At 65.0% G+C, this 22165-nt stretch carries 19 protein-coding genes, 1 tRNA gene and 1 rRNA gene; 11 read left to right on the top strand and 10 right to left on the bottom strand.

The window, feature by feature from the left end; genetic code table 11:
• Nucleotides 1–135: 135 nt before the first annotated feature.
• The 6 genes from NNX38_RS11905 (at nucleotide 136) to NNX38_RS11880 (ending at nucleotide 7266) form a co-directional block, all read left to right on the top strand.
• Nucleotides 136–1083 (top strand): nucleoside hydrolase, encoded by a 948-nt coding sequence (locus NNX38_RS11905; RefSeq protein ID WP_255798197.1) that lies wholly within the window; start codon nucleotides 136–138, stop codon nucleotides 1081–1083.
• A complete protein-coding gene (locus NNX38_RS11900; protein WP_255798196.1) occupies nucleotides 1080–2537 on the top strand; it encodes an MFS transporter in 1458 nt (485 codons plus the stop codon). The genes NNX38_RS11905 and NNX38_RS11900 overlap by 4 nt, the downstream gene beginning before the upstream one ends.
• Nucleotides 2534–3967 carry an MFS transporter gene (locus NNX38_RS11895; RefSeq protein WP_255798195.1) on the top strand — a complete coding sequence of 478 codons (1434 nt, stop codon included), beginning with the start codon at nucleotides 2534–2536 and terminating at the stop codon, nucleotides 3965–3967. Before NNX38_RS11900 ends, NNX38_RS11895 begins: the two co-directional genes overlap by 4 nt.
• A gap of 28 nt (nucleotides 3968–3995) precedes the next feature.
• The gene (locus NNX38_RS11890; protein WP_255798194.1) at nucleotides 3996–4898 is read left to right on the top strand and encodes a ribokinase; all 903 of its coding nucleotides are present in this window, start codon (nucleotides 3996–3998) and stop codon (nucleotides 4896–4898) included.
• 167 nt (nucleotides 4899–5065) lie between these two features.
• Nucleotides 5066–5713, top strand: coding sequence for a hypothetical protein (locus NNX38_RS11885; RefSeq protein WP_255798193.1), 648 nt, complete (start codon nucleotides 5066–5068; stop codon nucleotides 5711–5713).
• A 77-nt stretch (nucleotides 5714–5790) separates the two neighbouring features.
• Entirely contained in the window at nucleotides 5791–7266 is a 1476-nt protein-coding gene (locus NNX38_RS11880) for an ATP-binding protein (RefSeq protein ID WP_255798192.1), read from the top strand.
• Between the two features lie 40 nt (nucleotides 7267–7306).
• Here NNX38_RS11880 and NNX38_RS11875 read toward each other — a convergent pair whose 3' ends face one another.
• The 6 genes from NNX38_RS11875 to NNX38_RS11850 all read right to left on the bottom strand — a co-directional run bounded on the left by NNX38_RS11875 (nucleotide 7307) and on the right by NNX38_RS11850 (nucleotide 12044).
• Nucleotides 7307–7681 (bottom strand): DUF4259 domain-containing protein, encoded by a 375-nt coding sequence (locus NNX38_RS11875; RefSeq protein WP_255798191.1) that lies wholly within the window; start codon nucleotides 7679–7681, stop codon nucleotides 7307–7309.
• A 54-nt stretch (nucleotides 7682–7735) separates the two neighbouring features.
• Nucleotides 7736–8560 carry a histidine phosphatase family protein gene (locus tag NNX38_RS11870; protein ID WP_255798190.1) on the bottom strand — a complete coding sequence of 275 codons (825 nt, stop codon included), beginning with the start codon at nucleotides 8558–8560 and terminating at the stop codon, nucleotides 7736–7738.
• A 153-nt stretch (nucleotides 8561–8713) separates the two neighbouring features.
• The gene (locus NNX38_RS11865) at nucleotides 8714–9451 is read right to left on the bottom strand and encodes an S-layer homology domain-containing protein (protein ID WP_255798189.1); all 738 of its coding nucleotides are present in this window, start codon (nucleotides 9449–9451) and stop codon (nucleotides 8714–8716) included.
• A 464-nt stretch (nucleotides 9452–9915) separates the two neighbouring features.
• Nucleotides 9916–10728 (bottom strand): hypothetical protein, encoded by an 813-nt coding sequence (locus NNX38_RS11860; RefSeq protein WP_255798188.1) that lies wholly within the window; start codon nucleotides 10726–10728, stop codon nucleotides 9916–9918.
• A gap of 213 nt (nucleotides 10729–10941) precedes the next feature.
• Nucleotides 10942–11018: transfer RNA gene (locus tag NNX38_RS11855), tRNA-Thr, on the bottom strand.
• 156 nt (nucleotides 11019–11174) lie between these two features.
• Nucleotides 11175–12044: a thioredoxin domain-containing protein gene (locus NNX38_RS11850; RefSeq protein ID WP_255798187.1), complete on the bottom strand. Its 870-nt coding sequence runs from the start codon at nucleotides 12042–12044 to the stop codon at nucleotides 11175–11177.
• Nucleotides 12045–12213: 169 nt separating this feature from the next.
• Between NNX38_RS11850 and NNX38_RS11845 the strand changes: the two genes are divergently transcribed.
• From NNX38_RS11845 to NNX38_RS11830, 4 genes are all read left to right on the top strand, one after another.
• A complete protein-coding gene (locus tag NNX38_RS11845) occupies nucleotides 12214–13713 on the top strand; it encodes a trehalose-6-phosphate synthase (RefSeq protein WP_255798186.1) in 1500 nt (499 codons plus the stop codon).
• A complete protein-coding gene (gene otsB, locus NNX38_RS11840) occupies nucleotides 13710–14495 on the top strand; it encodes a trehalose-phosphatase (protein ID WP_255798185.1) in 786 nt (261 codons plus the stop codon). Before NNX38_RS11845 ends, otsB begins: the two co-directional genes overlap by 4 nt.
• A gap of 180 nt (nucleotides 14496–14675) precedes the next feature.
• On the top strand, nucleotides 14676–15764 hold the full coding sequence (locus NNX38_RS11835) for an ABC transporter ATP-binding protein (RefSeq protein ID WP_255798184.1): 1089 nt from the start codon (nucleotides 14676–14678) through the stop codon (nucleotides 15762–15764).
• A 106-nt stretch (nucleotides 15765–15870) separates the two neighbouring features.
• Nucleotides 15871–17232: a DUF4032 domain-containing protein gene (locus tag NNX38_RS11830; RefSeq protein WP_255798183.1), complete on the top strand. Its 1362-nt coding sequence runs from the start codon at nucleotides 15871–15873 to the stop codon at nucleotides 17230–17232.
• A gap of 34 nt (nucleotides 17233–17266) precedes the next feature.
• Here the strand turns inward: NNX38_RS11830 and NNX38_RS11825 are convergent, their stop codons facing one another.
• On the bottom strand, nucleotides 17267–17812 hold the full coding sequence (locus NNX38_RS11825; RefSeq protein ID WP_255798182.1) for a DUF4190 domain-containing protein: 546 nt from the start codon (nucleotides 17810–17812) through the stop codon (nucleotides 17267–17269).
• A 269-nt stretch (nucleotides 17813–18081) separates the two neighbouring features.
• Here NNX38_RS11825 and NNX38_RS11820 point away from each other — a divergent pair, with 269 nt between their 5' ends.
• Nucleotides 18082–19791, top strand: a complete 1710-nt coding sequence (locus NNX38_RS11820; RefSeq protein WP_255798181.1) for a glycoside hydrolase family 13 protein — start codon at nucleotides 18082–18084, stop codon at nucleotides 19789–19791.
• Here NNX38_RS11820 and NNX38_RS11815 read toward each other — a convergent pair.
• The 3 genes from NNX38_RS11815 to rrf form a co-directional block, all read right to left on the bottom strand.
• Nucleotides 19788–21164, bottom strand: coding sequence for an FAD-binding oxidoreductase (locus NNX38_RS11815; protein WP_255798180.1), 1377 nt, complete (start codon nucleotides 21162–21164; stop codon nucleotides 19788–19790). The two genes, NNX38_RS11820 and NNX38_RS11815, sit on opposite strands and share 4 nt — an antisense overlap.
• Nucleotides 21165–21173: 9 nt before the next feature.
• The gene (locus NNX38_RS11810; protein WP_255798179.1) at nucleotides 21174–21665 is read right to left on the bottom strand and encodes a hypothetical protein; all 492 of its coding nucleotides are present in this window, start codon (nucleotides 21663–21665) and stop codon (nucleotides 21174–21176) included.
• A gap of 120 nt (nucleotides 21666–21785) precedes the next feature.
• Nucleotides 21786–21902, bottom strand: a 5S ribosomal RNA gene (gene rrf / locus NNX38_RS11805).
• Between the last annotated feature and the right edge of the window lie 263 nt (nucleotides 21903–22165).

Here is a 22165-nt window from a genome sequence, read left to right as displayed (position 1 = left end):
ATCGTTAATTCTGGTGCCAGGCAGGCACTCCCCCATGTCCGCACCGCTGCGGACCGCTGCAGGAGTACCGGAGCCGGACGCCGCAATGCCGGAACTGCGGTCCCGGAGCTAGAACCTCAACGAAGCGGAGACGTAATGCCCCACAAAATCATCCTGGATTGCGATCCCGGGCATGATGATGCGGTCGCCCTGCTGCTGGCACACGGCAGCCCGGAGATCGACCTCCTGGCGGTGACAACCGTCGTCGGAAACCAGACCCTGGAGAAGGTGACACGTAACGCACTGGCAATTGCCCGTGTCGCAAATATCACAGGCATTCCCTTCGCAGCGGGCTGTGACAGGCCCCTGGTCCGCACGATCGAAAACGCCCCGGACATCCACGGCGACTCCGGCATGGACGGTCCCGAGCTTCCGGAGCCAACCCTCGAACTGGATTCCCGCCACGCAGTGGATCTGATCATCGACACCGTCATGGCACACGAGCCGAACACCGTCACCCTCGTCCCCACAGCCGGCCTGACCAACATCGCCATGGCCGTGCGCAAGGAACCGCGCATCGCCGAACGGGTCAAGGAAGTCGTCCTCATGGGCGGCGGCTACCACGTAGGCAACTGGTCCGCCGTGGCCGAGTTCAACATCAAGATCGACCCCGAAGCAGCGCACATCGTGTTCAACGAGAAGTGGCCGCTGACCATGGTCGGCCTGGACCTCACGCACCAGGCACTGGCTACGGACGAAGTTGCCGAGCGCATCGCCGCCGTCGGCACGAAGCCCGCTAAATTCGTCGGCGAACTGCTCGACTTCTTCGGCGAGGCCTACAAGGATGCCCAGGGCTTCGACTTCCCGCCCGTGCATGATCCCTGCGCCGTCGCTTACGTCATCGACCCCTCCGTCATGACCACCCGGCGCGTCCCGCTGGACGTGGAACTGACCGGCACCCTGACACTGGGGATGACGGTGGCGGACTTCCGCGCGCCGGCCCCCGCAGACTGCAACACCTCCGTGGCCGTGGACCTGGACCACCGGAAGTTCTGGGATCTGGTTGTGGACGCCCTTCAGCGCATTGGCGAGGTTGAACTGTGAGTGAAACGACCCGCCGCCGGGTGAGCGTCGGCGCACTGATGGCGGCTCTGCTGGCCGCCTGCGTTGCGTTCCAGCTCAACGCCTCCATGCTCTCCCCCGCCCTGTTCACCATCGAGCAGGAACTTAACACCACTTCGGCTGCCGTAGCCCTGACCCAGACGGCGTTCTTCACCGCCGCCGCACTGTTCTCCCTGTTCCTGCCGCGCCTCGGCGACATCATCGGCCGCAAGAAGGTCCTCGGCGGAATGCTGGTGGTCCTGACCATCGGCTCCGTGATTGCCGCCCTCGCACCGAGCATCGAGGTCCTGTTCCTGGCCCGGCTGATCCAGGGCGTCTCCGGACCCACCGTTGCGCTGTCCATGATCATGCTGCGCGTGGAGATCCGCGACCCCAAGCTGTACGGCACCCTGATGGGCGTCATTGCCGCAGTCAACGGCGGCATCGCCGGCGTTGATGCCATTGCCGGCGGCTATCTGGCGCAGAACCACGGCTTCGCATCAATCTTCTGGTCCATGGCCGTCGTCGGCGTCATTGCCGCCGCCCTCGTCATTGCCGTGATCCCTGAATCCCGTGCCGAGAAGAAGGAAAAGATGGACTGGGTGGGCGTTGTCCCCCTGGTCATCTCGGTCGGCACCCTGCTCACGGCCTTCAACGAGGCCGGCAAACTGGCGGAAGCCAACTGGCCGCTGGTCATCGGCCTGATCGTCATTTCCGTCATCGCGTTCACGGTGTTCTGGAAGATCGAAAACCGGACCGAGCAGCCACTCATCGCTACTTACCTCCTGAAGCAGCGCTCCACCTGGGCCCTGCTGCTGACCACCGTTCTGACCATGACCGGCGTTTTCGCCGTGATGAACGGGATCATCCCGGCCCTGGCCCAGGACGGCGCCGTAGGCTTCGGCATGGGTGCGGAAGAGTCGGCCTGGTGGACCATCACCCCCTACGCCCTCGCCGGCCTCATCGTGGGACCGTTCGCGGGACGGCTGGCAGGCAGCTGGGGCTACGCCAAGGTGCTGCGGATCGGCACCATCGGCTCGGTCATCGCGCTGGCACTGATGCTCCCGGTCGTCGGCAGCGATTCCCGGCTGGGCCTGCTGGCTATTTCCATCCTGGTCGGCATCACCTATGCCGGCGTCGGCAACGTGATGCTCAGCGGCTTGGGCGTCATGCTTTCCCCGAAGGAGAACCCCGGCTTCCTTCCCGGCCTCAACGCCGGTGCGTTCAACCTGGGCGCCGGCCTGAGCTTCGCCGTGATTTACGCCGCGAAGACGGCAACCACGGTAACGGACGGGTCCGGCACCGAGGGCTATTACGGCGGCATCATTGCCGGCGCAGTCATTCTGGCCCTGGCCCTGGCCACGTCCTTCCTCATCCCCAAGCCTGCTGACATCAGTGGTGATCCGGAGGCAGCCGAACCCGATGCCGCCCGAGCCAAAATCGAGGTGAACTCGTGACTGAAACCGCCCGCCGACGGGTAAATGTCGGCGCACTGATGGCCGCCCTGCTGGCCGCCTGCGTGGCGTTCCAGCTCAACGCCTCCATGCTCTCCCCCGCATTGGTCAGCATCGAGGAGGAACTGGAAACCACCTCGGCGGCAGTGGGCCTGACGCAGACCGCGTTCTTCACCGCTGCCGCACTGTTCTCGCTGTTCCTGCCGCGCCTCGGCGACATCATCGGCCGCAAGAAGGTCCTCACCGGGATGCTGGTGGTCCTGACCATCGGCTCCGTGGTAGCCGCCCTGGCACCGAGCATCGAGGTCCTCTTCCTGGCCCGCCTGATCCAGGGCGTTTCGGGACCGGTGGTGCCGCTGACGCTGATCATGCTGCGCGTGGAGATCCGCGATCCCAAGCTGTACGGCACCCTGATGGGCGTCATCACCGCCGTCAACGGCGGCATCGCAGGGGTCGACGCCGTCGCCGGCGGCTACCTTGCGGAAAACCACGGGTTCGCGTCCGTCTTCTGGGCCATGGCCATTGTCGGTGCGGTCGCCACGGCCCTGCTCTTCTTCCTGGCCCCCGAATCCCGGGCCGAAAAGAAGGAAAAGATGGACTGGGTGGGCGTTGTTCCGCTGGTCATTTCCGTGGGCACGCTCCTGACCGCGTTCAATGAGGCGGGCAAACTGGCGGACGCCAACTGGCCGCTGGTCATCGCCCTGATCGTCATTGGCGTAGTCGCCTTCGTGGCGTTCTGGAAGGTGGAGAACCGCACCGAGCAGCCGCTCGTGGCCACCTATCTGCTGAAGCAGCGCTCCACTTGGGCCCTGCTGCTGACCACGCTGCTGACCATGACCGGCGTCTTTGCCGTGATCAACGGCATCATCCCGGCCCTGGCGCAGGACGGCGTTGTCGGTTTCGGCATGGGCGCCGAGGAGTCCGCCTGGTGGACCCTTACGCCGTACGCCCTCGCGGGCCTGTTCCTGGGGCCCCTCGCCGGCCGGCTGGCCGCCAGCTGGGGTTACGGCAAGGTGCTGCGGATCGGCCTGATCGGCTCCGTCATCACCCTGGCCCTGATGCTCCTGATAGTCGGCAGCGACTCCCGGCTGGGGCTGCTGGGCGTATCCGTGCTGATCGGCATCACCTACGCCGGCATCAGCAACATCATGCTCAACGGACTGGGCATCGTGCTCTCCCCGAAGGAGAACCCCGGCTTCCTGCCCGGCCTCAACGCCGGTGCGTTCAATCTGGGCGCGGGCCTGAGCTTCGCCGTGATCTACGCGGTGAAGACGGCTGCCACCCCGGCCGACGGCGCCGGATCCACCGGGTACTACGCCGGTATCATTGCCGGACTGGTCATCCTGGCGCTGGCCCTGGCCTCGTCCTTCCTCATTCCGAGGCCGGCCGATGCCGAGGTTGACGCCGCCCCGGCCGAGACCGACCACCGCTGACCGTCCGCCACCCTAGGAGAATCACTGCATGTCCGCCGGAAAAGTTGTAGTTGTCGGCTCGCTTAATGCCGATCTGACCGTCCGCACCGACCGTTTCCCCTCCCCCGGGGAAACCCTGAACGGATCGGAACTGGTCATTGTCCCGGGCGGCAAGAGCGCCAACCAGGCCGCTGCCGCTGCCCTGCTGGGTGCCGAGGTGCGGCTCTTCGGTGCCGTGGGCGCCGACGGGCACGGTGATCTGCTGCTGAAGGCAGCAGCCGACGCCGGCGTAGACGCCTCCCGCGTCCTGCGCCGCACCGGCACAGCGACGGGCACCGCGATGATCGTGGTGGACGCTGCCGGGGAGAACACCATCATCGTCTCCCCCGGCGCCAACGGCACGGTCACCGGCGCCGACCTCCCGGCGGACCTGTTCGACGATGCCGCAGTGCTCTGCCTGAGCTTGGAGGTTCCGCTCGAAGCGGTGGCCGCCGCAGCGCAGGCAGGGCACGACGCCGGCGCCCAGGTGCTGCTGAATCTCTCGCCGTACCGGGAGGTTCCCGCCGAACTGCTCGCCTTGACCGATGTCCTGCTGCTCAACGCCCACGAAGCGGCGCTGGTCACGGGACTGGCCGATCCGGCGTCGGACTGGGAACGGGTCATCGCTTCCCTGGCCCGCCTGGGCGTGCGCCGTACCATCATCACGCTCGGCGGAGAGGGCGCCGTCGTACTGGACGGCACCGCTGCCGGTGCGGACCGTGTTGCTGCCGTCGCTCCCACCCGGGTGACCGCGGTGGACACCACCGGCTGCGGGGACGCATTCACCGCCGGTACTGCTGCCCGGCTTGCCGCCGGTGATTCGCTGGTCCAGGCTGCCGAGTTTGCGGCGCGCGCCGGCGCATTGGCCGCTACCCGCGAGGGTGCGCAGTCCTCGTATTCGGCGCGGCTGTAATTGGTGGGCTGACCACCGGGCCCCGGCCGCAAAGGGCCCTGCAGCTGCCACTCGGCAGCTGCAGGGCCCTTTTCCGTGCAGCTTTTTCATAGTTCGTTCACCGCCGCCTATGCTGGCAGGTACTGCGGCAAATCCGCCGTGGATCAGCCGGCTTTTATGGGGGAAGCATGTCCGAACAAGTGCCGCAGGGCGCCAACAACAACAACAGCCACAACTCAAATGCGTATCCCGGAGGCCAGACTCCGCCCGGGCCGGCAGCGCCTCCCGTTCCGCAGGCAGGTCCTCCCTACGCACAGGCGGGACCGCCCTTCGCACAGGCAGGCGCTCCCTACGCTCAGGCAGGTCCGCCCTTCGCACAGGCAGGCGCTCCCTACGCTCAGACAGGCGCTCCGGCCGGTCCTCTGGTACCGCCGCAGCGGCCGAAGCAGGTGGATTCCGCTTTCACGCTGCTGATGGTCATTCTGGGCCTGACCGTTCTGAGCGTTCCCGCCGGAATCCTCCTGGCGAACGCAGCCGGCCCCGATGTCCCCATGGCAGGTGTCATGATCCTGGTGGTTCTGGGCATCATCTGCCTCGCCATCACTCTGGTTGCCGCTATTTTCATCCGCAAAGGCCATAACTGGGCCCGGATCCTGCTTGCCGTTTACACAGGGATCTCAGTGCTGACCCTGATCACCAATATTGGCCTGCTGGGTTGGTGGGCAGTCCTGGCCCTGGTTATCGCAACGGCAATGCTGTTCCGGAAGCCGTCGCCGCAGTACTTCCAAGCGATGAGCCAGTACCGGCAGCACAAAATGCTCAAGCAGCCGTACTAAGCAGTTCTGCAACACACTGAAGGCGGTGCCTCCCGGGGAGGCACCGCCTTTTTGCGCCGGTGCTAGGCTCTGCCCGCATGGATGAAAAACTCGGGGCATTCCTTAGCAACTTCAACCGCGCGATCGAACTCTCACGGGAGCACTTGGCACAAAACGACGGCAGGGAACGCATCATTGACGTGTTGACGGAGCACATCGGCGTGCCCGCGTCCGAGGTGCCCATCGTGTCGCAGGATGTTCCCGTTCACCGGTTCGCGGACCTGGACATTTCCATGGAGAAGATCGCCGGACGGGATCCCGGGGCCCGGCTCATCGGGGTGGGCGGCGGGCAGCAGCGCCAGCATCAATCCCTGGCCGACATCGTCCAGGAAGGGTACGGACCCGTGGGGGTCGGCCAGCCCGATTTCGTGAACCTCGCCGTCGGGCCGGACAGTACCCGTGAGGTGGTGGCCTTGGGGCTGCGGTTGTTCGCCTACGAAGGTGTTCCGCTTGCCGTGCTGCAGCGCGCTGCCAACCCCCAGTACGGACGTTCGGGAGCGGACGTGGCGGTGCTCGGCCGGAACCGTGAAGCGGCCGTGGGCTTCCTGGCTGAGCTGCAGGAAGAATTGCGCACCAACAGCATCCTGCGCGGCCAGGTTGTCTCTTTCGCCTTCGATCCGTACGGCCAGCAGGGCGCCGGTGTCACGTTCCTTGCCCGCCCGTCGTTGCCGGCGGAGGAAGTGATTCTGCCGGGTGAAGTGCTCGACCGCGTGCGGCGCCATGTGCTCGGCATCGCGGCGAACCGGGAGGTGCTGCGGGAGCATGGACAGCACCTGAAACGCGGCGTCTTGCTCTATGGCCCTCCCGGCACCGGAGAAACCCATACCGTGCGCCACCTGCTCAGCGCCAGCGAGGGTACGACGGCGGTGCTGCTGGCCGGAAATTCGCTGCACATGGTGGGTGAGGCCGCACGGCTGGCCCGTGCCATGGCGCCGTCCATGGTGATTCTCGAGGACATTGACCTGGTGGCCGAGGACCGGAACATGGGCCACGGCCCGCAGCCGCTGCTCTTTGAGGTTCTGGACGCACTGGACGGGTTGGACGCGGACGCCGACGTCGTGTTCCTGATGACCACCAACCGCGCCGAGGCGCTCGAACGGGCACTGGTGCAGCGGCCCGGTCGGGTGGACCTTGCCGTCCGGATCCCGCTGCCCGGCGTCGAGAACCGGGTCCGGCTGCTGGAACTCTATGCTCCCGCCGGGGTGTTCTCCGATGCCGCGCTGCAGTCCGCGGCCGAGCAGTCCGAAGGCGCGACAGCGTCCTTTGCCCGGGAGTTGGTGCGCCGCGCCGTGCTTCGGGCCGTAGATGCCGGTGAGAAACCCGGCGATTCCCATCTGGCCGCTGCGGCCGAGGAACTGTTGGGCCAAGGAGAGGCGCTGACCCGAAGCCTGTTGGGCGCCGGCGGAGACGGTTCCGGAGGCGACGGCGACGACGGCGGTGCGGGCTTCGGTCCGGGCGGCCCGGATCCGCAGCCCGGGGTCAGCGTGGGGTACACGGTTGGTTGGACGCCGTAGGTCCTGTCCGGAGCCGCTGCTGCTGGCTCGCCCAGGCGGGCTACCGCCGGTTGAGCTTCATTCGGGCCGGTTGCGGCCCGGTGAGCTGGTTCCGCAGTTCCTGGAGGGCCGCCACACGTTCGGCGAGTTCCTCCGGGCCCTCTTCCTCCCACTCCTCGAGGCCGCTGCCCTGATCGATCACATCAAGCGCGGCGGCTTTCACCTCGTCGTCGAGCCTGCCCACCTGGGACTGCGCCGCCGCGAGCGTCACCCACAACTCGGCAGCGTTGTCCTCGCGCAGCATATAACCGAACGATTCGATGACCAGGCGCGTCGCTTCCTCGTCCGGAATCTGGTCCTCGAGATGTTCGCGGTATTCCCCGCGAATGTCCGCCGCCGTGTCATTGGCAAAAATGCCACTCCCCCATGCACCCATACGGCGAGTATTGCAGATAAATGAATTTAAGGGGCGGAAGCCGGTTGGACCTGTTCAGCTTCCGAACGCACCCTCGAGGAAATGCCGGTTTGCTTCGGCCCGCTCCAGGAGATCCTCCCTGGTGAAGTACTTCCGATCGAACTCTTCCCAATCGCCGACGAACATGGTCCACTCGCCGTCGACCTGAACCGGCCAGCAGCGGCGGACCCAGTTGAGCTTTTCGCGGACGTTGTTCCGGTTGGCCGGATCGGTGCTGGTGTACTGCAGGACGGTGCAGTTGTGGATCATCTGCTCTTTGTCCGCGTCCCGTTCCAGGAACTCCTCGTCGCTCCACCGCTCCAGCACCAGGCGCGTGGCCCACATGAATTCACCGTGGGTCACCAGGAGGACGTTGTCGCGGGCGTTTTCGCGGTGCAGGGTGCTCAGGATGTTCCGCACCCGGTTTTCGGCGACATTGGCAATGGATTCGCCGGCGGGCGGAGCCCAGTACAACGGATCGCTCTCGCGGTAGGCGGCGTTCTGCGAGTACTTCTGCGCGAAGTCCTGCTTCGACATGGAGCCGATTTCGCCCCAGGAACGCTCGCGGATCACCCGGTTCTCTTCCCAGCGCACGTCCAGCCCGAGGTGCGCGGCGGTTTCGCGGGTCCGGGTGTAAACGGAGACCATGGCGCGGTCGAATTCTATGTTCTGCCGGGCGATCCATGCCCCGGCGACCTTGGCCTGCTGGACCCCGAGTTCCGTGAGCCGCCACGAGCGGTCCGGGACCGTCATGGTCTCTTCGTTGTAGAGGCTCGGGTCCCCGGCCTTGGCTGCCCTTTGCATAACGTTTGCTTCGCTCTGTCCATGCCGGACGAGGAACAGGTTCCGGGGCATAACCATTGGAGACTCCTAATACGTGCGCACTGATTCTGCTTTTCCATCATATGGGTGGTCGGCGAGGTGGCCTGACCGGGGTTGAGTCATCTCCGACAACAGTGGCTCTAAACAAGAACGGCCACCGGATTTTTAGCCCGGTGGCCGTTCCCTCAATGCCTACTGCTTGGGGACGTATCCCTTTTCTGCAAAGCGATACATGAAGGCCGCCATCGCGTCGCGGTTCACCGGCTGCACCGGACCGAACGTCCGGGTGCCGTTGGGCTGCTCCCAGCCGGTGGAGATGCCTGTAGAGGCGAGCCAGGAGATTTCCCGGTAGAACTGGTTGTCCGTGCTGACATCGGCGAAGGGTGACTGCTTCGGCGGCGTGAACTCGGGATAGCCGGCCATCCGGTAGAGGTAAGCGGCCATGGCATCGCGGTTTACGGGATTGCCCGGGCGGAAGGTTTTGTCGGGGTAGCCCGTCGTAACGCCTGAAGCCAGCAGCCACCCGATCTCACCCTTGAACTGTGAGTTGGCCACATCGGAGAACGCGAAAGAGGCATCGGCGAGACCGTCCTTCTCCCCCTTCAGCGCGTCGAGGCGGTGCATGAAGGCGGCCATTGCCTCGCGGGACACCGGCTGCAGCGGTCGGTATGTGTGATCAGGCCATCCTGTGGAGATGCCGCTACGTGAAACCCACACGATTTCCGCCGCGAACTGCGTCTCCCACGTGATGTCGCTGAACGGCAAGCCGGCAGCTGCGGCAGGCCGCAGCGCTGAGTCTCCGGCATTGGAGGTCTGATTCTCGGTGGCCGAGGCGGGGACAGCACCCGCACCGAAGAGCAGAGCGCCGGACATCAGCACGGCGGTGAGAGCCTTGGCGGATTTGATGCCAGGCCTGGGAATGAAGCTCACGGGGAGTCCTTTCGGGTGGTGCTCGGGTCAATGACGGTGAACGAACCTGACGATTTATCCCGGACGACGGAGAGAAATCCGTGCAGCTTATTGATCGCTTTGCATGCTCCGGCAGGCGCACAAGATGAACATGCGCCTTTGGGGACTGCCTATGGCTGGAAAGCCGGCAAAATCTGGAATTCGCCAGTTCTACCGAATGCCGAAACTACGACCGTGCCACAGTATTTGCGACCGGAATCGTTCACTAAAAAAGGGATAGCGTGGATAGGGTTTCGGCATGGGGGTAGAAACCCGTGATTGATTAATTGGGAGAATAACACGTTTTTTGTTCCTGCCGGGCTGAAGACATTCTCTATGAATTCGACAGTGCCGCTATGGCGAAGAAAAACAGCCGGGTCAGCGGATTTTCTCGTGACAATTAACCGCGGAATTGGTGGGTCTTCGCTTCGATCTAGGCGGACGCCTTAGGCAGTCACCTTCGACAGTTCGACGGGGCGCTTTGAGGAAGTAGTCTTCGCCTTCCGCTTCCGCTTTCGCCGCCGCTTGGTTTTGCCGGCGAATGGAGGGCGCGGTGCGCCGAACCGCGGGCCCCACCAGTACCTGCCGCCGATCAAACTGCCTGCGAGGAAGCCGAACAGCCCGGTGAATACGGCGTCTACGTAGCCAATGAAACCGGCCAGGATCAGTGCAGGTATGAAGGCGAAGAACATGGCAATGAGAATTATGAACCGGGTTTGGAACGACTTCACAAAGCGAACCAGCGCCCACCCGCCGACGAAACCGATGGCCAGGGACACGGCGAGGGTCTGCACCGTGACACCGTCAAGGAGCATGGCTGTGGGCGCACCGAGCAGCACGGCTGCGGAGGCTGCGTTGATCAGCGCCAGTTGCCACCCGCCCGTGTAGCCGCCGTCGGCGGTACGCTCCCGCTTGCGCCTGATTTCAGATCCGGCCTTCTTCCCGGACCACCGGTGTCCGCCGGCAATGCCGCCTGCGATGAATCCCATGAGCGCCGGGCCCTCCATTGGGATGCCAGAGATGTCTTCCATGCGGAGCATCACGATGAGGATCAGAGTGAAGGCCCCGCCCATCACCATTGAAGCGCGCACGGACAGCGAAACCACCCTGAACAGAAGGACCCCGTAGGAGGCACCCAGCGCAAAGAAACCGACGGCCGGGCCAGGTGCGCCGCCGAAGAACCAGACGGTCATGGCCACAGGCGCGACGATTGTCAGGACCCGCGTGAACCGCCAGTCATTGATCCATTTCTTGAGCACTTCTGCCTCACCCCCGTAGCAAGGGTAGGCTGCGGCCGCCGCGTTTGTCCCGGCAGGTCCGGCGCCTCCGCTTCAAGTGCAAAATTCCGCCAGGAACAGGATCAGGAACCGGTTTCCACTGATTGCTGCGTCCGGAACCTCGGTCGCATCGCCGGCAGCCCAAAGAAAAACCCCTCCTGATCAGGCGTTATGCCTAATCAGGAGGGGTTTTCGTGGAGCCCCCTGCCGGATTCGAACCGGCGACCCCCTGTTTACAAGACAGGTGCTCTGGCCAACTGAGCTAAGGGGGCGTGGCTGGCGGCCTAAAAGTCCAAGCCAGTCACGCCGCCGTCGTCCGCCCGAACAAACGGGTGTGAACAACAGCGCTAGACAAGATTAGCCCAGAGCGCCCGCCCCCGTGAAACCGGAAAGGTTTCACGGGGAACGGACGCCGGGCCAAGTCAGGCTTACTTGTTGGCGTCGATGGCGCCCTGGACCGTTTCCACGAAGGCGTTCAGGTCCGCTTCCTCGCCGTTGACGAAGGCCGTCGGGGTGCCGTTGATGCCGTCCACCCGGGCCAGCTGGTCCGCGTACTTCACGAACGGACGGTAGGTGCCGTCGTCGATGCAGTCCTCCATGCCCTCGGTGTCGGCGCCCACGGACTCGGCCATGTCCACCAGCTCGGCGTTCTTCACTTCACCGGCGGCGTGCTGAGCGAAGATGGCCTTCATGAAGTCCCAGTAGGACTCAGGGCTCTGGTCCGCCACGCATGCCGCAGCGTTGGCTCCGCGGGAGGAGTAATTGGTGGCCGAGTTACGGTCCAGGAATGCAACGGTGCGGTATTCGTAGGTGATCTCGCCCGCATCCAGCCACTGGGAGATCTGATCATCGTAGGTCGCGGCGAAGTCCGCGCAGTGCACGCAGTTGATGTCCACGTATTCCACCACCTGGACCGGCTCACCCTCCGGCGCAGCTTCAACCCCCGGCGGAATCGGAGTCTCTTCTGCGGCTTCCTCCGGTGCCGCCGGCAGCGTCTCCGTGTCGAAGTCGAAGGTCTCCGTGGGCTCCAGCGCGGTGGTCGACGTCAGGGTAAACCCGCCGTACTGGTTGGCGTTTGCCGGCGAAGTGCCGGTGTTCGCCACGTCCTTGGCCATGCTGTTAAACACAATCACGCCCACAATCGCGATGACCGCCACGATGGCCACCACAACACCCCAGATCACCAGGAGACGGTTGCGCCGCTCCTTCTTCTGCTGGGCCTCGCGCAGTGCGCGCGCCTGCTCGCGGGCAGCAGCAGTGCGTTCCGCCTTGGTCGGCTTGGGGTTCCGGTCAGTCATATTTCCTCATGTCTCTCAACGCCGGCCACGTTTCCGGGGCCGCTCAGCTCATCACCAGTGTAGGGGGAACGGCGCCCGCCACCCTTCGACCAACGCCCGCGGGCGGTACAAAGTTTCCCCGCTTCGCTAGAGTGGCAATATACGACCAATCTAAAAAGGGGTGCCATTCGTGAACGCTGACGCGGATCCGAGTTCCAAGGAAGACGCTCCGGACAGCTACGGCGACTTCGATTTTATCGTCGTGTCCAACCGGCTTCCGGTTGACCGCGTTAGTGGACCGGACGGCGAAACCTGGCGGCGCTCGCCCGGCGGGCTGGTCACGGCCCTGGCTCCCGTGATGGCAAAGGCCGACGGCGCGTGGGTAGGCTGGCCCGGATCTCCGGACGAAGAAGTGGAACCCTTCGACCACGACAATATGTACCTGAAACCGGTGCCGCTGAGCACCGACGAAGTGGAACTGTATTACGAGGGCTTCTCCAACGCGACGCTGTGGCCGCTCTATCACGACGTGATTGCCGCCCCGGAGTTCCACCGCACCTGGTGGGATGCCTACCGCACCGTGAACCGCCGGTTTGCCGACGCCGCCGCTTCCGTGGCCTCGAAGGGCGCCACGGTCTGGGTCCAGGACTACCAGCTGCAGCTGGTCCCGCAGCTGCTGCGCCAGGCCCGGCCCGACCTGAAGATCGGTTTCTTCAACCACATTCCCTTCCCGCCGCTGGAAATCTTCGCCCAGCTGCCCTGGCGCCGGAACATCATCGAGGGCCTGCTCGGCGCCGATCTGATCGGCTTCCAGCGCCCCTCCGATGCCAGCAACTTCCTGCGCTGCGTGCGCCGCTTCGCCGGCTACACCATCCGCCAGCAGCAGGTGAACGTCACCACGGAAGACGGACTGTCCTACGTTTCCCGCGCCGAGGCATTCCCCATCTCCATCGATGCCGGCCAGATCGCCGAGCTGGCACAGCGCGAAGACGTCATTGAGCGCTCCAAGCAGATCCGCCGCGAACTGGGCAACCCGGACACGGTGCTGCTGGGCGTTGACCGGCTGGACTACACCAAGGGCATCAGCCACCGGCTCAAGGCCTACGGCGAACTCCTCGAAGACGGCCGGATCACAGTGGAAAACGCCGCCATGATCCAGGTGGCCAGCCCCTCCCGCGAGCGCGTGGAACAGTACCGGCTGCTGCGCGAAGAAGTGGAAGGCACCGTCGGCCGGATCAGCGGCAGCTTCGACACCATCTCCAACACCGCACTGCGCTACCTGCACCACAGCTATCCGGTGGAGGAAATGGTGGCGCTCTACCTAGCGGCCGACGTTATGCTCGTCACCGCTCTGCGCGACGGCATGAACCTGGTCGCGAAGGAATACGTCGCCGCCCGCACCGGCAACACCGGTACCCTGGTCCTCTCCGAGTTCACCGGCGCCGCGGACCAGCTGCGCCAGGCCGTGCTGGTCAACCCGCACGACATCGACGGGCTGAAGGCCGCCATCCTCACCGCGGTAAACATGCCGGCCAGGGAAGCCAGCCGCCGCATGCGCCTGATGCGCCGGCAGGTGCTGCAGAACGACGTCGAGCGGTGGTCCCAGAACTTCCTGGAGGCACTCGAACAGGACCAGGCCCGGGAACAAACCGAGGACCGGCAGCAGACCCAGGACCGGGAGCAGTCATGAGTGCACTGGACACCGAGCTGCAGGCGGCGCTGGAGTCCGTGGCCGGCACCGGGAAACTCCTGGTGGCGCTGGACTTCGACGGCGTGCTCGCCCCGTTGGTGGAGCTTGCCGAGGATGCCCGCCCGCTGGACGGATCGGCGGCCGCTGTCCGGGCCCTCGCTTCCCTTCCGAACACAGTCACCGCGTTCATTTCCGGGCGCGCACTGGACAGCCTGCGCACCGTTGCCTCCCCGGATCCCGAAACCCTGCTGATCGGCAGCCACGGCGCCGAGACCTGGACCGGCCCCAACCAGGAACCGCTGCAGCTGACCGCCGAGCAGGCCCAGCTGCTGGCCCGCGCCCGCACAGCGGTGGAATCCGTGGTCGCCCGGCACCCCGGCTGCCGGCTGGAACACAAGCCGGCCGGCGTCGTCCTCCACACCCGCAGCGTCTCCGAACCGGCTGCCGCTGCCGCCGCCACTGAGGAAGCGCGGAGGGAACTCGGCCTGCTTGAGGGCGTTCAGGTCACCGACGGCAAGTCCGTCCTGGAGGCCTCCGTGGTCCACACCAACAAGGGCGAAGGCATCCGCGCCCTGCGCCAACTGACCGGCGCGACGGCGGTGCTGTTCGCCGGCGACGACGTCACCGATGAGCGCGGCTTCGAGGCTTTGCAGCCCGGCGACGTCGGCATCAAGGTTGGCGACGGAAGCACGGCTGCCGCATACCGGGTCGCTTCCCCCGAGGCATTCACTGCGGTACTCGCAGAACTTGCACGGCTGCGCGCCGCCGCCCTCGCTGAATAACTCCCTGCAGCGGCCAGACCTTCGCAGCTGGACAACGTGTGTAATACTGTCCCCGTGAGCCGCGTCACAGTCGCAGAAGATCTTCCGGCAGTAATCAACACAGCGGTTATCAACTCAATTACATAGCTCTCCATTCACAACGGATCGTCGGGCACGTACCTGCCCGTGAAGGGAAACACCATGGCAACGGTAACGTTTGACCAGGCAACACGCGTCTACCCGGGGACGGAACGCCCCGCAGTAGACAACCTCAGCCTCGAAATCGCCGACGGCGAATTCCTGGTTCTCGTCGGCCCCTCGGGCTGCGGAAAATCCACGTCGCTGCGGATGCTCGCAGGGCTTGAAGACGTCAACTCCGGGCGGATCCTCATCGGCGACCGTGACGTCACCGATGTTCCGCCCAAGGACCGCGACATCGCCATGGTTTTCCAGAACTACGCGCTGTACCCGCACATGTCCGTCGCGGACAACATGGGCTTTGCCCTGAAGATCGCCGGCATCAGCAAGGAAGAGCGCATGGAACGCGTCCGCGAGGCCGCGAAGCTGCTGGACCTCGAAGACTATCTGGACCGCAAGCCGAAGGCGCTCTCCGGCGGTCAGCGCCAGCGCGTTGCCATGGGCCGCGCGATTGTGCGTAACCCGCAGGTCTTCCTGATGGATGAACCGCTCTCCAACCTGGATGCCAAGCTGCGTGTGCAGACCCGCACCCAGATTGCTTCCCTGACCCGGCGGCTCGGAGTCACCACGGTGTACGTCACCCACGACCAGGTGGAAGCCATGACCATGGGCGACCGCGTGGCAGTGCTCAAGGACGGCGTCCTGCAGCAGGTCGACACCCCGCGCAACCTCTACGACCACCCGCGGAACGTTTTCGTGGCCGGATTCATTGGCTCCCCTGCGATGAACCTGCTCGAGCTTCCGGTGGTGGACGGAGGCGTAGCGTTCGGCGGGGCCGTGTACCCGGTGGAGAGCTCGGTGCTGGGCGCCGCCGCAGGCAACACCGTCACGCTGGGTGTCCGCCCCGAAGACATGGAAACCGTGCCCGAGGGCGAGGGCCTGCGCGTTGAAGTGGACGTGGTCGAGGAACTGGGAGCCGATGCGTACGTTTACGGCCACAGCACCATCGACGGCAAGGACCATGACATGGTGGTCCGCGTTGACGGCCGGCGTCCTCCGATGAAGGGTGACACGCTCCACGTCCGCCCGCAGAAGGGCCACGTACACCTGTTCGATACCTCCAACGGGGAACGGCTGGCGGAACAGGCGTAACCCGGCCGGAACGACATGCGGTGGCTCCCCTGCTCAACTAAACTCTTGGGGTGGGGAGCCACCGCTTTTTCGTTAACGCATGCTTGAGACGTAAGGGCTTTCGCCGATGACAGACTCCGTACCTGCGAACTGGCAGAACGAACCCACGGACTGGGAGCAGACCGGCAAACTGCCCCGCACCACACGCTCCTCGACCAACCGCATCAACACACTCGGGTCGCTGAACATCACGGCCGCGTCCATGGACCCGGCCCTGCTGGACCTGCCGTGGCACATTCCGCTGGAGGAATGGCCCAAGGAGAACCTGGCCGCACTCCCCCGCGGAATTTCCCGTCACGTTGTCCGCTTCGCCCGGCTGGGCGATTCGCTCATTGCCATCAAGGAAACCAGCGAACACGTGGCGCGGCAGGAATACCACATGCTGCGCAAGCTTCGTCGCCTGAATGTCCCCGCGGTGGCTCCGGTGGCGGTCATCACCGGACGCATGGATCCGGCGGGTGAAGAGCTGCAGCCGGTACTGGTCACCCGGCACCTGCGCTTCTCGCTTCCCTACCGTGCCGTCTTCTCCCAGACCCTGCGCGAAGTCACGTTAACGCGGCTGATCGATGCCCAGGCGCTCTTGTTGGTCCGCCTGCACCTGGCCGGTTTTTACTGGGGCGATGTGTCCCTGTCCAACACACTCTTCCGCCGCGACGCCGGCGCCTTTGCCGCCTACCTGGTGGATGCGGAAACCGGAGAGCTCTACCCGGAGTTGTCCAACGGCCAGCGCGAATACGACCTGGAAATCGCCCGGGTGAACATTGCCGGAGAACTGATGGACCTGGCCGAGGGCGGCCTGGTCGAGGAGTCCGTGGATCCGCTGGCCACCAGCGAACGGATCATGGACAGCTACCGCGGTCTCTGGGCCGAACTGACCGAGCGGGAATCCTTCGGGATGGCCGATCGCTGGCGTGTCGATGCGCGCATCCGGCGCCTGAATGACCTGGGGTTCGACGTCGACGAGCTCAGCATCAGCACCACCCCCGACGGGACGCAGGTCCAGTTGCAGCCCAAGGTGGTCGACGCCGGCCATCACCAACGCCGACTGCTGCGCCTGACCGGCATCGATGCCCAGGAGAACCAGGCCCGCCGGCTGCTTAATGACCTGGACTCCTACCGGGCGACCAACCACCCGGAACTCGACGAAGAGCTCAGCGCACATCTGTGGGTCACGCAGGTCTTCGAACCGATAGTCAAAGCCGTGCCGCGGGATCTGGGCAGCAAGCTCGAGGCTGCCGAGGTGGTGCACGAGGTCCTGGAGCACCGCTGGTACATGTCTGAAAAAGCCAACCGCAACGTGCCCATGGCCGAGGCGGTGCAGTCGTACATGGATACCATCCTCCGCCACCGGCGTGACGAAGCTGCGATCCTGCTTAGCACCGATACCCGGACCATGGAGATCCTGGACGCAGGAGGAGCCCCGACCTAGGGTCGGGGCTCCTCCGGACGTGCCGTGGTTGCGGTCAGTAGCTGGAGCCGCTGTCGGCCGCGATCCCAATCATGATGAGAATAAAGAAGAGGATCCCGAAGAGGGTCCCCAATCCGCCGACGATAATGCCGATCACAGCGGGGACGTTGCTCATGCCCGCCTTGCGTGACTGGTTCAGGCCCACAATGCTCAGCACCAGGCCCACGATGGAGAAGAAGAAGGACGTGATGAGGCCGGCGATGCCCATGGCCTGTCCGGGGTTCGGCCGCGGCTGGGCGTAGGCGTCCTGTCCGTAGGCCGGGTAACCAGGCTGCTGGCCGTAGGCCGAAGCTTCCTGGCCGGAACCCGGGTAGGCCGGCTGCTGGCCGGCACCCGGGTACACAGGCTGCTGTCCGTAAGACGGCGCTTCAGGCTGCTGGCCGTAGGACGGATAGGCAGTATTTCCCGTTTCGTTCTGCGGGGACCCTGGGTAGGCGGACGGCGCCGACGGGGGCGCGCCGTACTGTCCGCTGTCCGATGTACTATCGTTTGTGGCTGCCGGGTCGCCGCCGGTCTGCCATTCTGGTCGGTTCTCTGACACGCGGTATTCCCCCTGAAGATGAAGTGGTTGGCGGAGTCGATTGGGTGTCCATTCGTGCCCATTCAACTACGCGAAGTCGGTGTGACCTACGGCAATCCTATACATCCAAGCCGAGCCGTACCATCCGTTCCCCCGGAACGTTCCCCCTTCCCGTGGGGGCGTGACGAGAATCTCATGTGATCTGCGCGGCCACCGCCAACCTAGCAGAAGCCGACGTCGTTAAATGGAACTGTAAGTCTAAGAACTCTGCGCGAAGGATGACGCCCTGAATGGTTGAACAACTGACTACCGCTTCCAGCCTGACGAGGTTGGTCCCCGTGCATGAGCCGTCCGCCGGCCGTGAGTGGTGGCGGTCCTCGGTGATCTACCAGATCTACCCGCGTTCGTTCCGCGACCTGCGCGGAGACGGAGTCGGGGACCTGCCCGGCATCACCGCCGAGATCCCCGCCCTGGCCGAACTCGACATCGACGCCATCTGGCTCTCCCCGTTCTACCGCTCCCCGCAGAAAGACGCCGGCTACGACGTCGCCGACTACTGCTCAGTGGATCCCCTCTTCGGCACCCTGGAGGACTTCGACGCCCTAGTCGCCGAAGCCTCCCGGCACAACATCCGCGTCATCGTGGATCTGGTCCCCAACCACTGCTCTGACCAGCACCCCCTGTTCCGCAAAGCCCTGGCCTCCCCCGCCGGTTCCCCGGAACGGGAGCTGTTCGTCTTCCGCGACGGCGCCGGAGAGCACGGGGAGAATCCGCCCAACAACTGGCAGTCCCACTTCGGCGGCCCCGCCTGGACCCGCACCACCGAACCCGACGGCACCCCCGGACAGTGGTATCTGCACCTCTTCGACACCTCCCAGCCGGACTTCAACTGGGACAGCCCTGCCGTGCACGCCGAATTCGAAAAGATCCTGCGGTTCTGGCTGGACCGCGGCGTCGGCGGGTTCCGCGTGGACGTCGCCCACGCATTGATCAAGAAATCCGGGCTCCCCGACTGGGGCGGACGCGCGGACGGATCCTCCTCCGAAGGATTCCCCGGCTCCGCGGCTCCCATGTTCGGCCAGCCCGGCATCCACGACATCTTCCGGTCCTGGCGGAAAATCCTGGACTCCTACGACGGGGACCGGGTGCTCTGCGCCGAAGCGACCATCGACCCGATCGAGCGGCTGAGCGACTGGGTCCGGTCCGACGAAATGCACCAGACGTTCAACTTCGCCTACCTGCACCACCCCTGGCATGCCCCGGCCCTGCGGCACGTCATCGAGTCCTCTCTGCGCGCCTTCGACCGCGTCGGGGCACCCACCACCTGGGTGCTGTCCAACCACGACGTTGTCCGGCACACCAGCCGCTTCGGCCTGACCGGAGCCGGTCCACGCTCCGGGGACGGCCTCGGACCGCGGGACGAACAGCCCAACCTTGAGCTCGGCCTCGCCCGTGCCCGCGCCGCCACCTTGCTGATGCTGGCCCTGCCCGGCGGCGTCTACCTCTACCAAGGGGAGGAGTTGGGCCTGCCGGACCACACAATGCTTCCGGACGAGTTCCGCCAGGATCCCACCTTCCACCGCACCGCAGGTGTCCGGGTAGGCAGGGACGGAAACCGGGTGCCCCTGCCCTGGAAGGCGAACCTGCCCAGTTACGGTTTCAGTTCTACGGGTGAGAGCTGGCTGCCGCAGCCGCCTATTTGGGGCCGGTATTCCCGGGATATCGAGCAGCGCAACCCCGACTCGACCCTGAACCTCTACCGCCGCGCTCTTGATCTGCGCCGCGAGCTTGATCTGGGCAACGGTTCACTGGCGTGGTGGCCGGAGCACGACGACGACGGGCTGGTTGCCTTTGTTAATGAGGGCGTGCTGGTGGCCATGAACATGGGGGATGCACCGGTTCAGCTGCCCGATCTGCCGTTGCTGGTGGGCAGCGCTGCTGATGCTCTCGAGGGTGACCGGCTCCGACCCAACCGCACCGTCTGGATGCGCCTGGACTAGTGCGGCTCCCCGGGAATGGCTTTCCCGGGGTTGAGGATGCCCGCTGGATCGAACACTGCTTTCACCCTGCGCTGCAGCTCGAGCACCTCGGCCCGCTGCTCCTGCGGCAGCCAGTGCAGCTTGAACTGGCCAACTCCGTGTTCGCCGGTAATGGTTCCGCCCATTGTCAGCGCAACGGCGATGGACTCGTCCAGTGCGGCGTCCAACCGTTCGCGTCCGCCGTTGTCGGCAGCCTGCACCCAAAAGGTAGGGTGCAGGTTGCCGTCGCCGGCATGGGCCACCACCTTGAGGTTGACCCGGTACTGCCTCGCCATCCGTTCCAGCTCCGCGACATACCGCACCAGCGCGGAGCGGGGGACGGCGACATCCTCCCCCACGCGCAGCTGGTCCGGCACCGCGTCTCCGCGGCTGTGCCGGCGCAGTTCAACCAGCCGTTCGGCCTCGGCCGCCCCTTCCGTACTCACCGTTCCACCCAGTTCACTGAGCACGCTGCGTACGACGTCGGCCTCGGCTCCGGCACCGAAACCATCCGTCTGGATCAGTAGCAGCGCGTCACCACGGGCACGAAGGTCGCTGCCGTGGGCTTCGTCCAGGGCGGTCAGGGTGGCACCGTCCAGCAGCTCCATAATGGCCGGCTGTACGCGGGCGGCACCCACGGCCAGCACGCCCGCGGCCGCCGTCGGAAAATCAGGGAAGAAGGCCGCAATGGTTCGGATCTCCACCGGCAGGTACCTCAGCCGTACGGTGATGCCGACGATGATGCCCAGCGTGCCTTCCGACCCCGTGAAGAGGCTGGTGAGGTCGTAGCCGGCTACTCCCTTGAAGGTGCGCCGACCAGTGCTGATGAGGGTGCCATCGGCCAAAACGACGTCGAGTGCCAGGACGGAGTCACGGGTAACCCCGTACTTGGCGCAGCGGAGACCGCCGGCGTTAGTGGCCACATTCCCGCCGATCGTTGAGGTCAGGTAGCTGGCGGGATCCGGCGCGTACATCAACCCGTGGGCCGCCGCCGCTGCGTTCAGGTCCGCGTTGATCACGCCGGGCTCGACGACGGCCACTTCATCCTGCGCATTGATCTCTAGAATGCGGTTCATTCGGTCCAGGCAGAGGATGATGCATCCGCCCGTAGCGTGGGCCCCGCCCGAGACTCCTGTACCGGCGCCGCGGGGTACCACGGCGGTGCCCGTTGCAGAGGCCCAGCGCAGCACCAGCTGCACGTCCGCCACGCTGGTGGGCCAGACGACGGCCAACGGCTCTATATAGGCCAGTACCGGCCCCTGGTCGGTGGCATAGGCAGCTAATACCTCCGGCGCTGTCTCGACCAGCAGGTTGGGGCCAGTAAGGGTGAGGTCGTGCAGGGCATCCAGAGACATGCCAGCAGACTACCGCGCCCCCATAAAGCGAGCGTAGCGGTCCAGGATCTGGGGCCATTCCCTTTGCAGCCGCTCATATTCCTGAGCCGCGTCGGGTAGCCGGTTAAGGCCTGAGTGACGGAGTGTCACCAGCGTGGAACCGTCATCAGCCGGGGAAAAGTCGACGCGTATATCCGTAGGGATCCGCGGATTCCGGCCAGCCACCCAGTCCAGTTCCAGCAACGTGTCCGGTTCCCGGGTGCGTACTGTGGCCCAGACGGCGGTTTCACCGTCGGGTCCTGTCTCGGTGAGGACGCCGCCCTCAAACTCAGCGTGTGTACCTTCACCGAAGTCCGTAAGGTCCTCCGGCCACCATAGGTGCAGGTAATCGGTGAAGCCGTTGAACGCTTCTTCGGCGTCTCGGGGGATCTGCCGCACCGCCACTACGTCCGGAACGGACGTGCCTTGCTCCGCGTCCTTCGGATCCGGGTCGGGGGCGTGGGAAAACAGGGATGGGCTCATGCTTTCCAGCCTACCGGGACCCGGCCTGCTGCTGAGCGGCCGGCAGCCACAACGTACGGCGGCGCTTAAACAAGGAGAGCCCGTACCAACACTGGTACGGGCTCAACCTCTTCAAATATTGTCCGGCGGTGACCTACTCTCCCACATCCTCCCGGATGCAGTACCATCGGCGCTGTGGGTCTTAGCTTCCGGGTTCGGAATGGGACCGGGCGTTTCCCCCACGCTATGACCGCCGTAACCCTTCTACCCGCACCCACCAAAGGCGGGAGGGGAAAACAATGGTTACAACACTCCCCCGGAACCACCCAATGAGGGGTGCCGGGCAGTGCGGTAAAAATGTGAACCCGCCCCCTGGACAAAGGGGCAATGGTTCGTGTTCCAGGCACAGCAACCAACGGTTGTTGTCCGGGAACCACATAGTGGACGCAAGCAGCATGATCTACAACACCCTTTATACTTTGACGGACCGTTTGAAGTCGTGTCCGTCCAGGTGCTGGTGT

The sequence above is a fragment of the Arthrobacter sp. zg-Y238 genome, from assembly GCF_024385525.1.
GTDB classification, from domain to species: Bacteria; Actinomycetota; Actinomycetes; order Actinomycetales; family Micrococcaceae; genus Arthrobacter_B; species Arthrobacter_B jinronghuae.
The sequence above is the reverse complement of the archived record's forward strand: the minus strand, read 5'-3'. Positions and strand labels throughout refer to the sequence as shown.

What these genes read in the sequence shown, in the direction of transcription:
- NNX38_RS11830 (WP_255798183.1), top strand. Translation starts at nt 15,871, where the DNA reads ATGACAGACTCCGTACCTGCGAACTGGCAGAACGAACCCACGGACTGG.
- NNX38_RS11850 (WP_255798187.1), bottom strand. Translation starts at nt 12,044, where the DNA reads ATGACTGACCGGAACCCCAAGCCGACCAAGGCGGAACGCACTGCTGCT.
- otsB (WP_255798185.1), top strand. Translation starts at nt 13,710, where the DNA reads ATGAGTGCACTGGACACCGAGCTGCAGGCGGCGCTGGAGTCCGTGGCC.
- NNX38_RS11835 (WP_255798184.1), top strand. Translation starts at nt 14,676, where the DNA reads ATGGCAACGGTAACGTTTGACCAGGCAACACGCGTCTACCCGGGGACG.
- NNX38_RS11815 (WP_255798180.1), bottom strand. Translation starts at nt 21,164, where the DNA reads ATGTCTCTGGATGCCCTGCACGACCTCACCCTTACTGGCCCCAACCTG.
- NNX38_RS11810 (WP_255798179.1), bottom strand. Translation starts at nt 21,665, where the DNA reads ATGAGCCCATCCCTGTTTTCCCACGCCCCCGACCCGGATCCGAAGGAC.
- NNX38_RS11885 (WP_255798193.1), top strand. Translation starts at nt 5,066, where the DNA reads ATGTCCGAACAAGTGCCGCAGGGCGCCAACAACAACAACAGCCACAAC.
- NNX38_RS11870 (WP_255798190.1), bottom strand. Translation starts at nt 8,560, where the DNA reads ATGGTTATGCCCCGGAACCTGTTCCTCGTCCGGCATGGACAGAGCGAA.
- NNX38_RS11820 (WP_255798181.1), top strand. Translation starts at nt 18,082, where the DNA reads ATGGTTGAACAACTGACTACCGCTTCCAGCCTGACGAGGTTGGTCCCC.
- NNX38_RS11890 (WP_255798194.1), top strand. Translation starts at nt 3,996, where the DNA reads ATGTCCGCCGGAAAAGTTGTAGTTGTCGGCTCGCTTAATGCCGATCTG.
- NNX38_RS11875 (WP_255798191.1), bottom strand. Translation starts at nt 7,681, where the DNA reads ATGGGTGCATGGGGGAGTGGCATTTTTGCCAATGACACGGCGGCGGAC.
- NNX38_RS11880 (WP_255798192.1), top strand. Translation starts at nt 5,791, where the DNA reads ATGGATGAAAAACTCGGGGCATTCCTTAGCAACTTCAACCGCGCGATC.
- NNX38_RS11905 (WP_255798197.1), top strand. Translation starts at nt 136, where the DNA reads ATGCCCCACAAAATCATCCTGGATTGCGATCCCGGGCATGATGATGCG.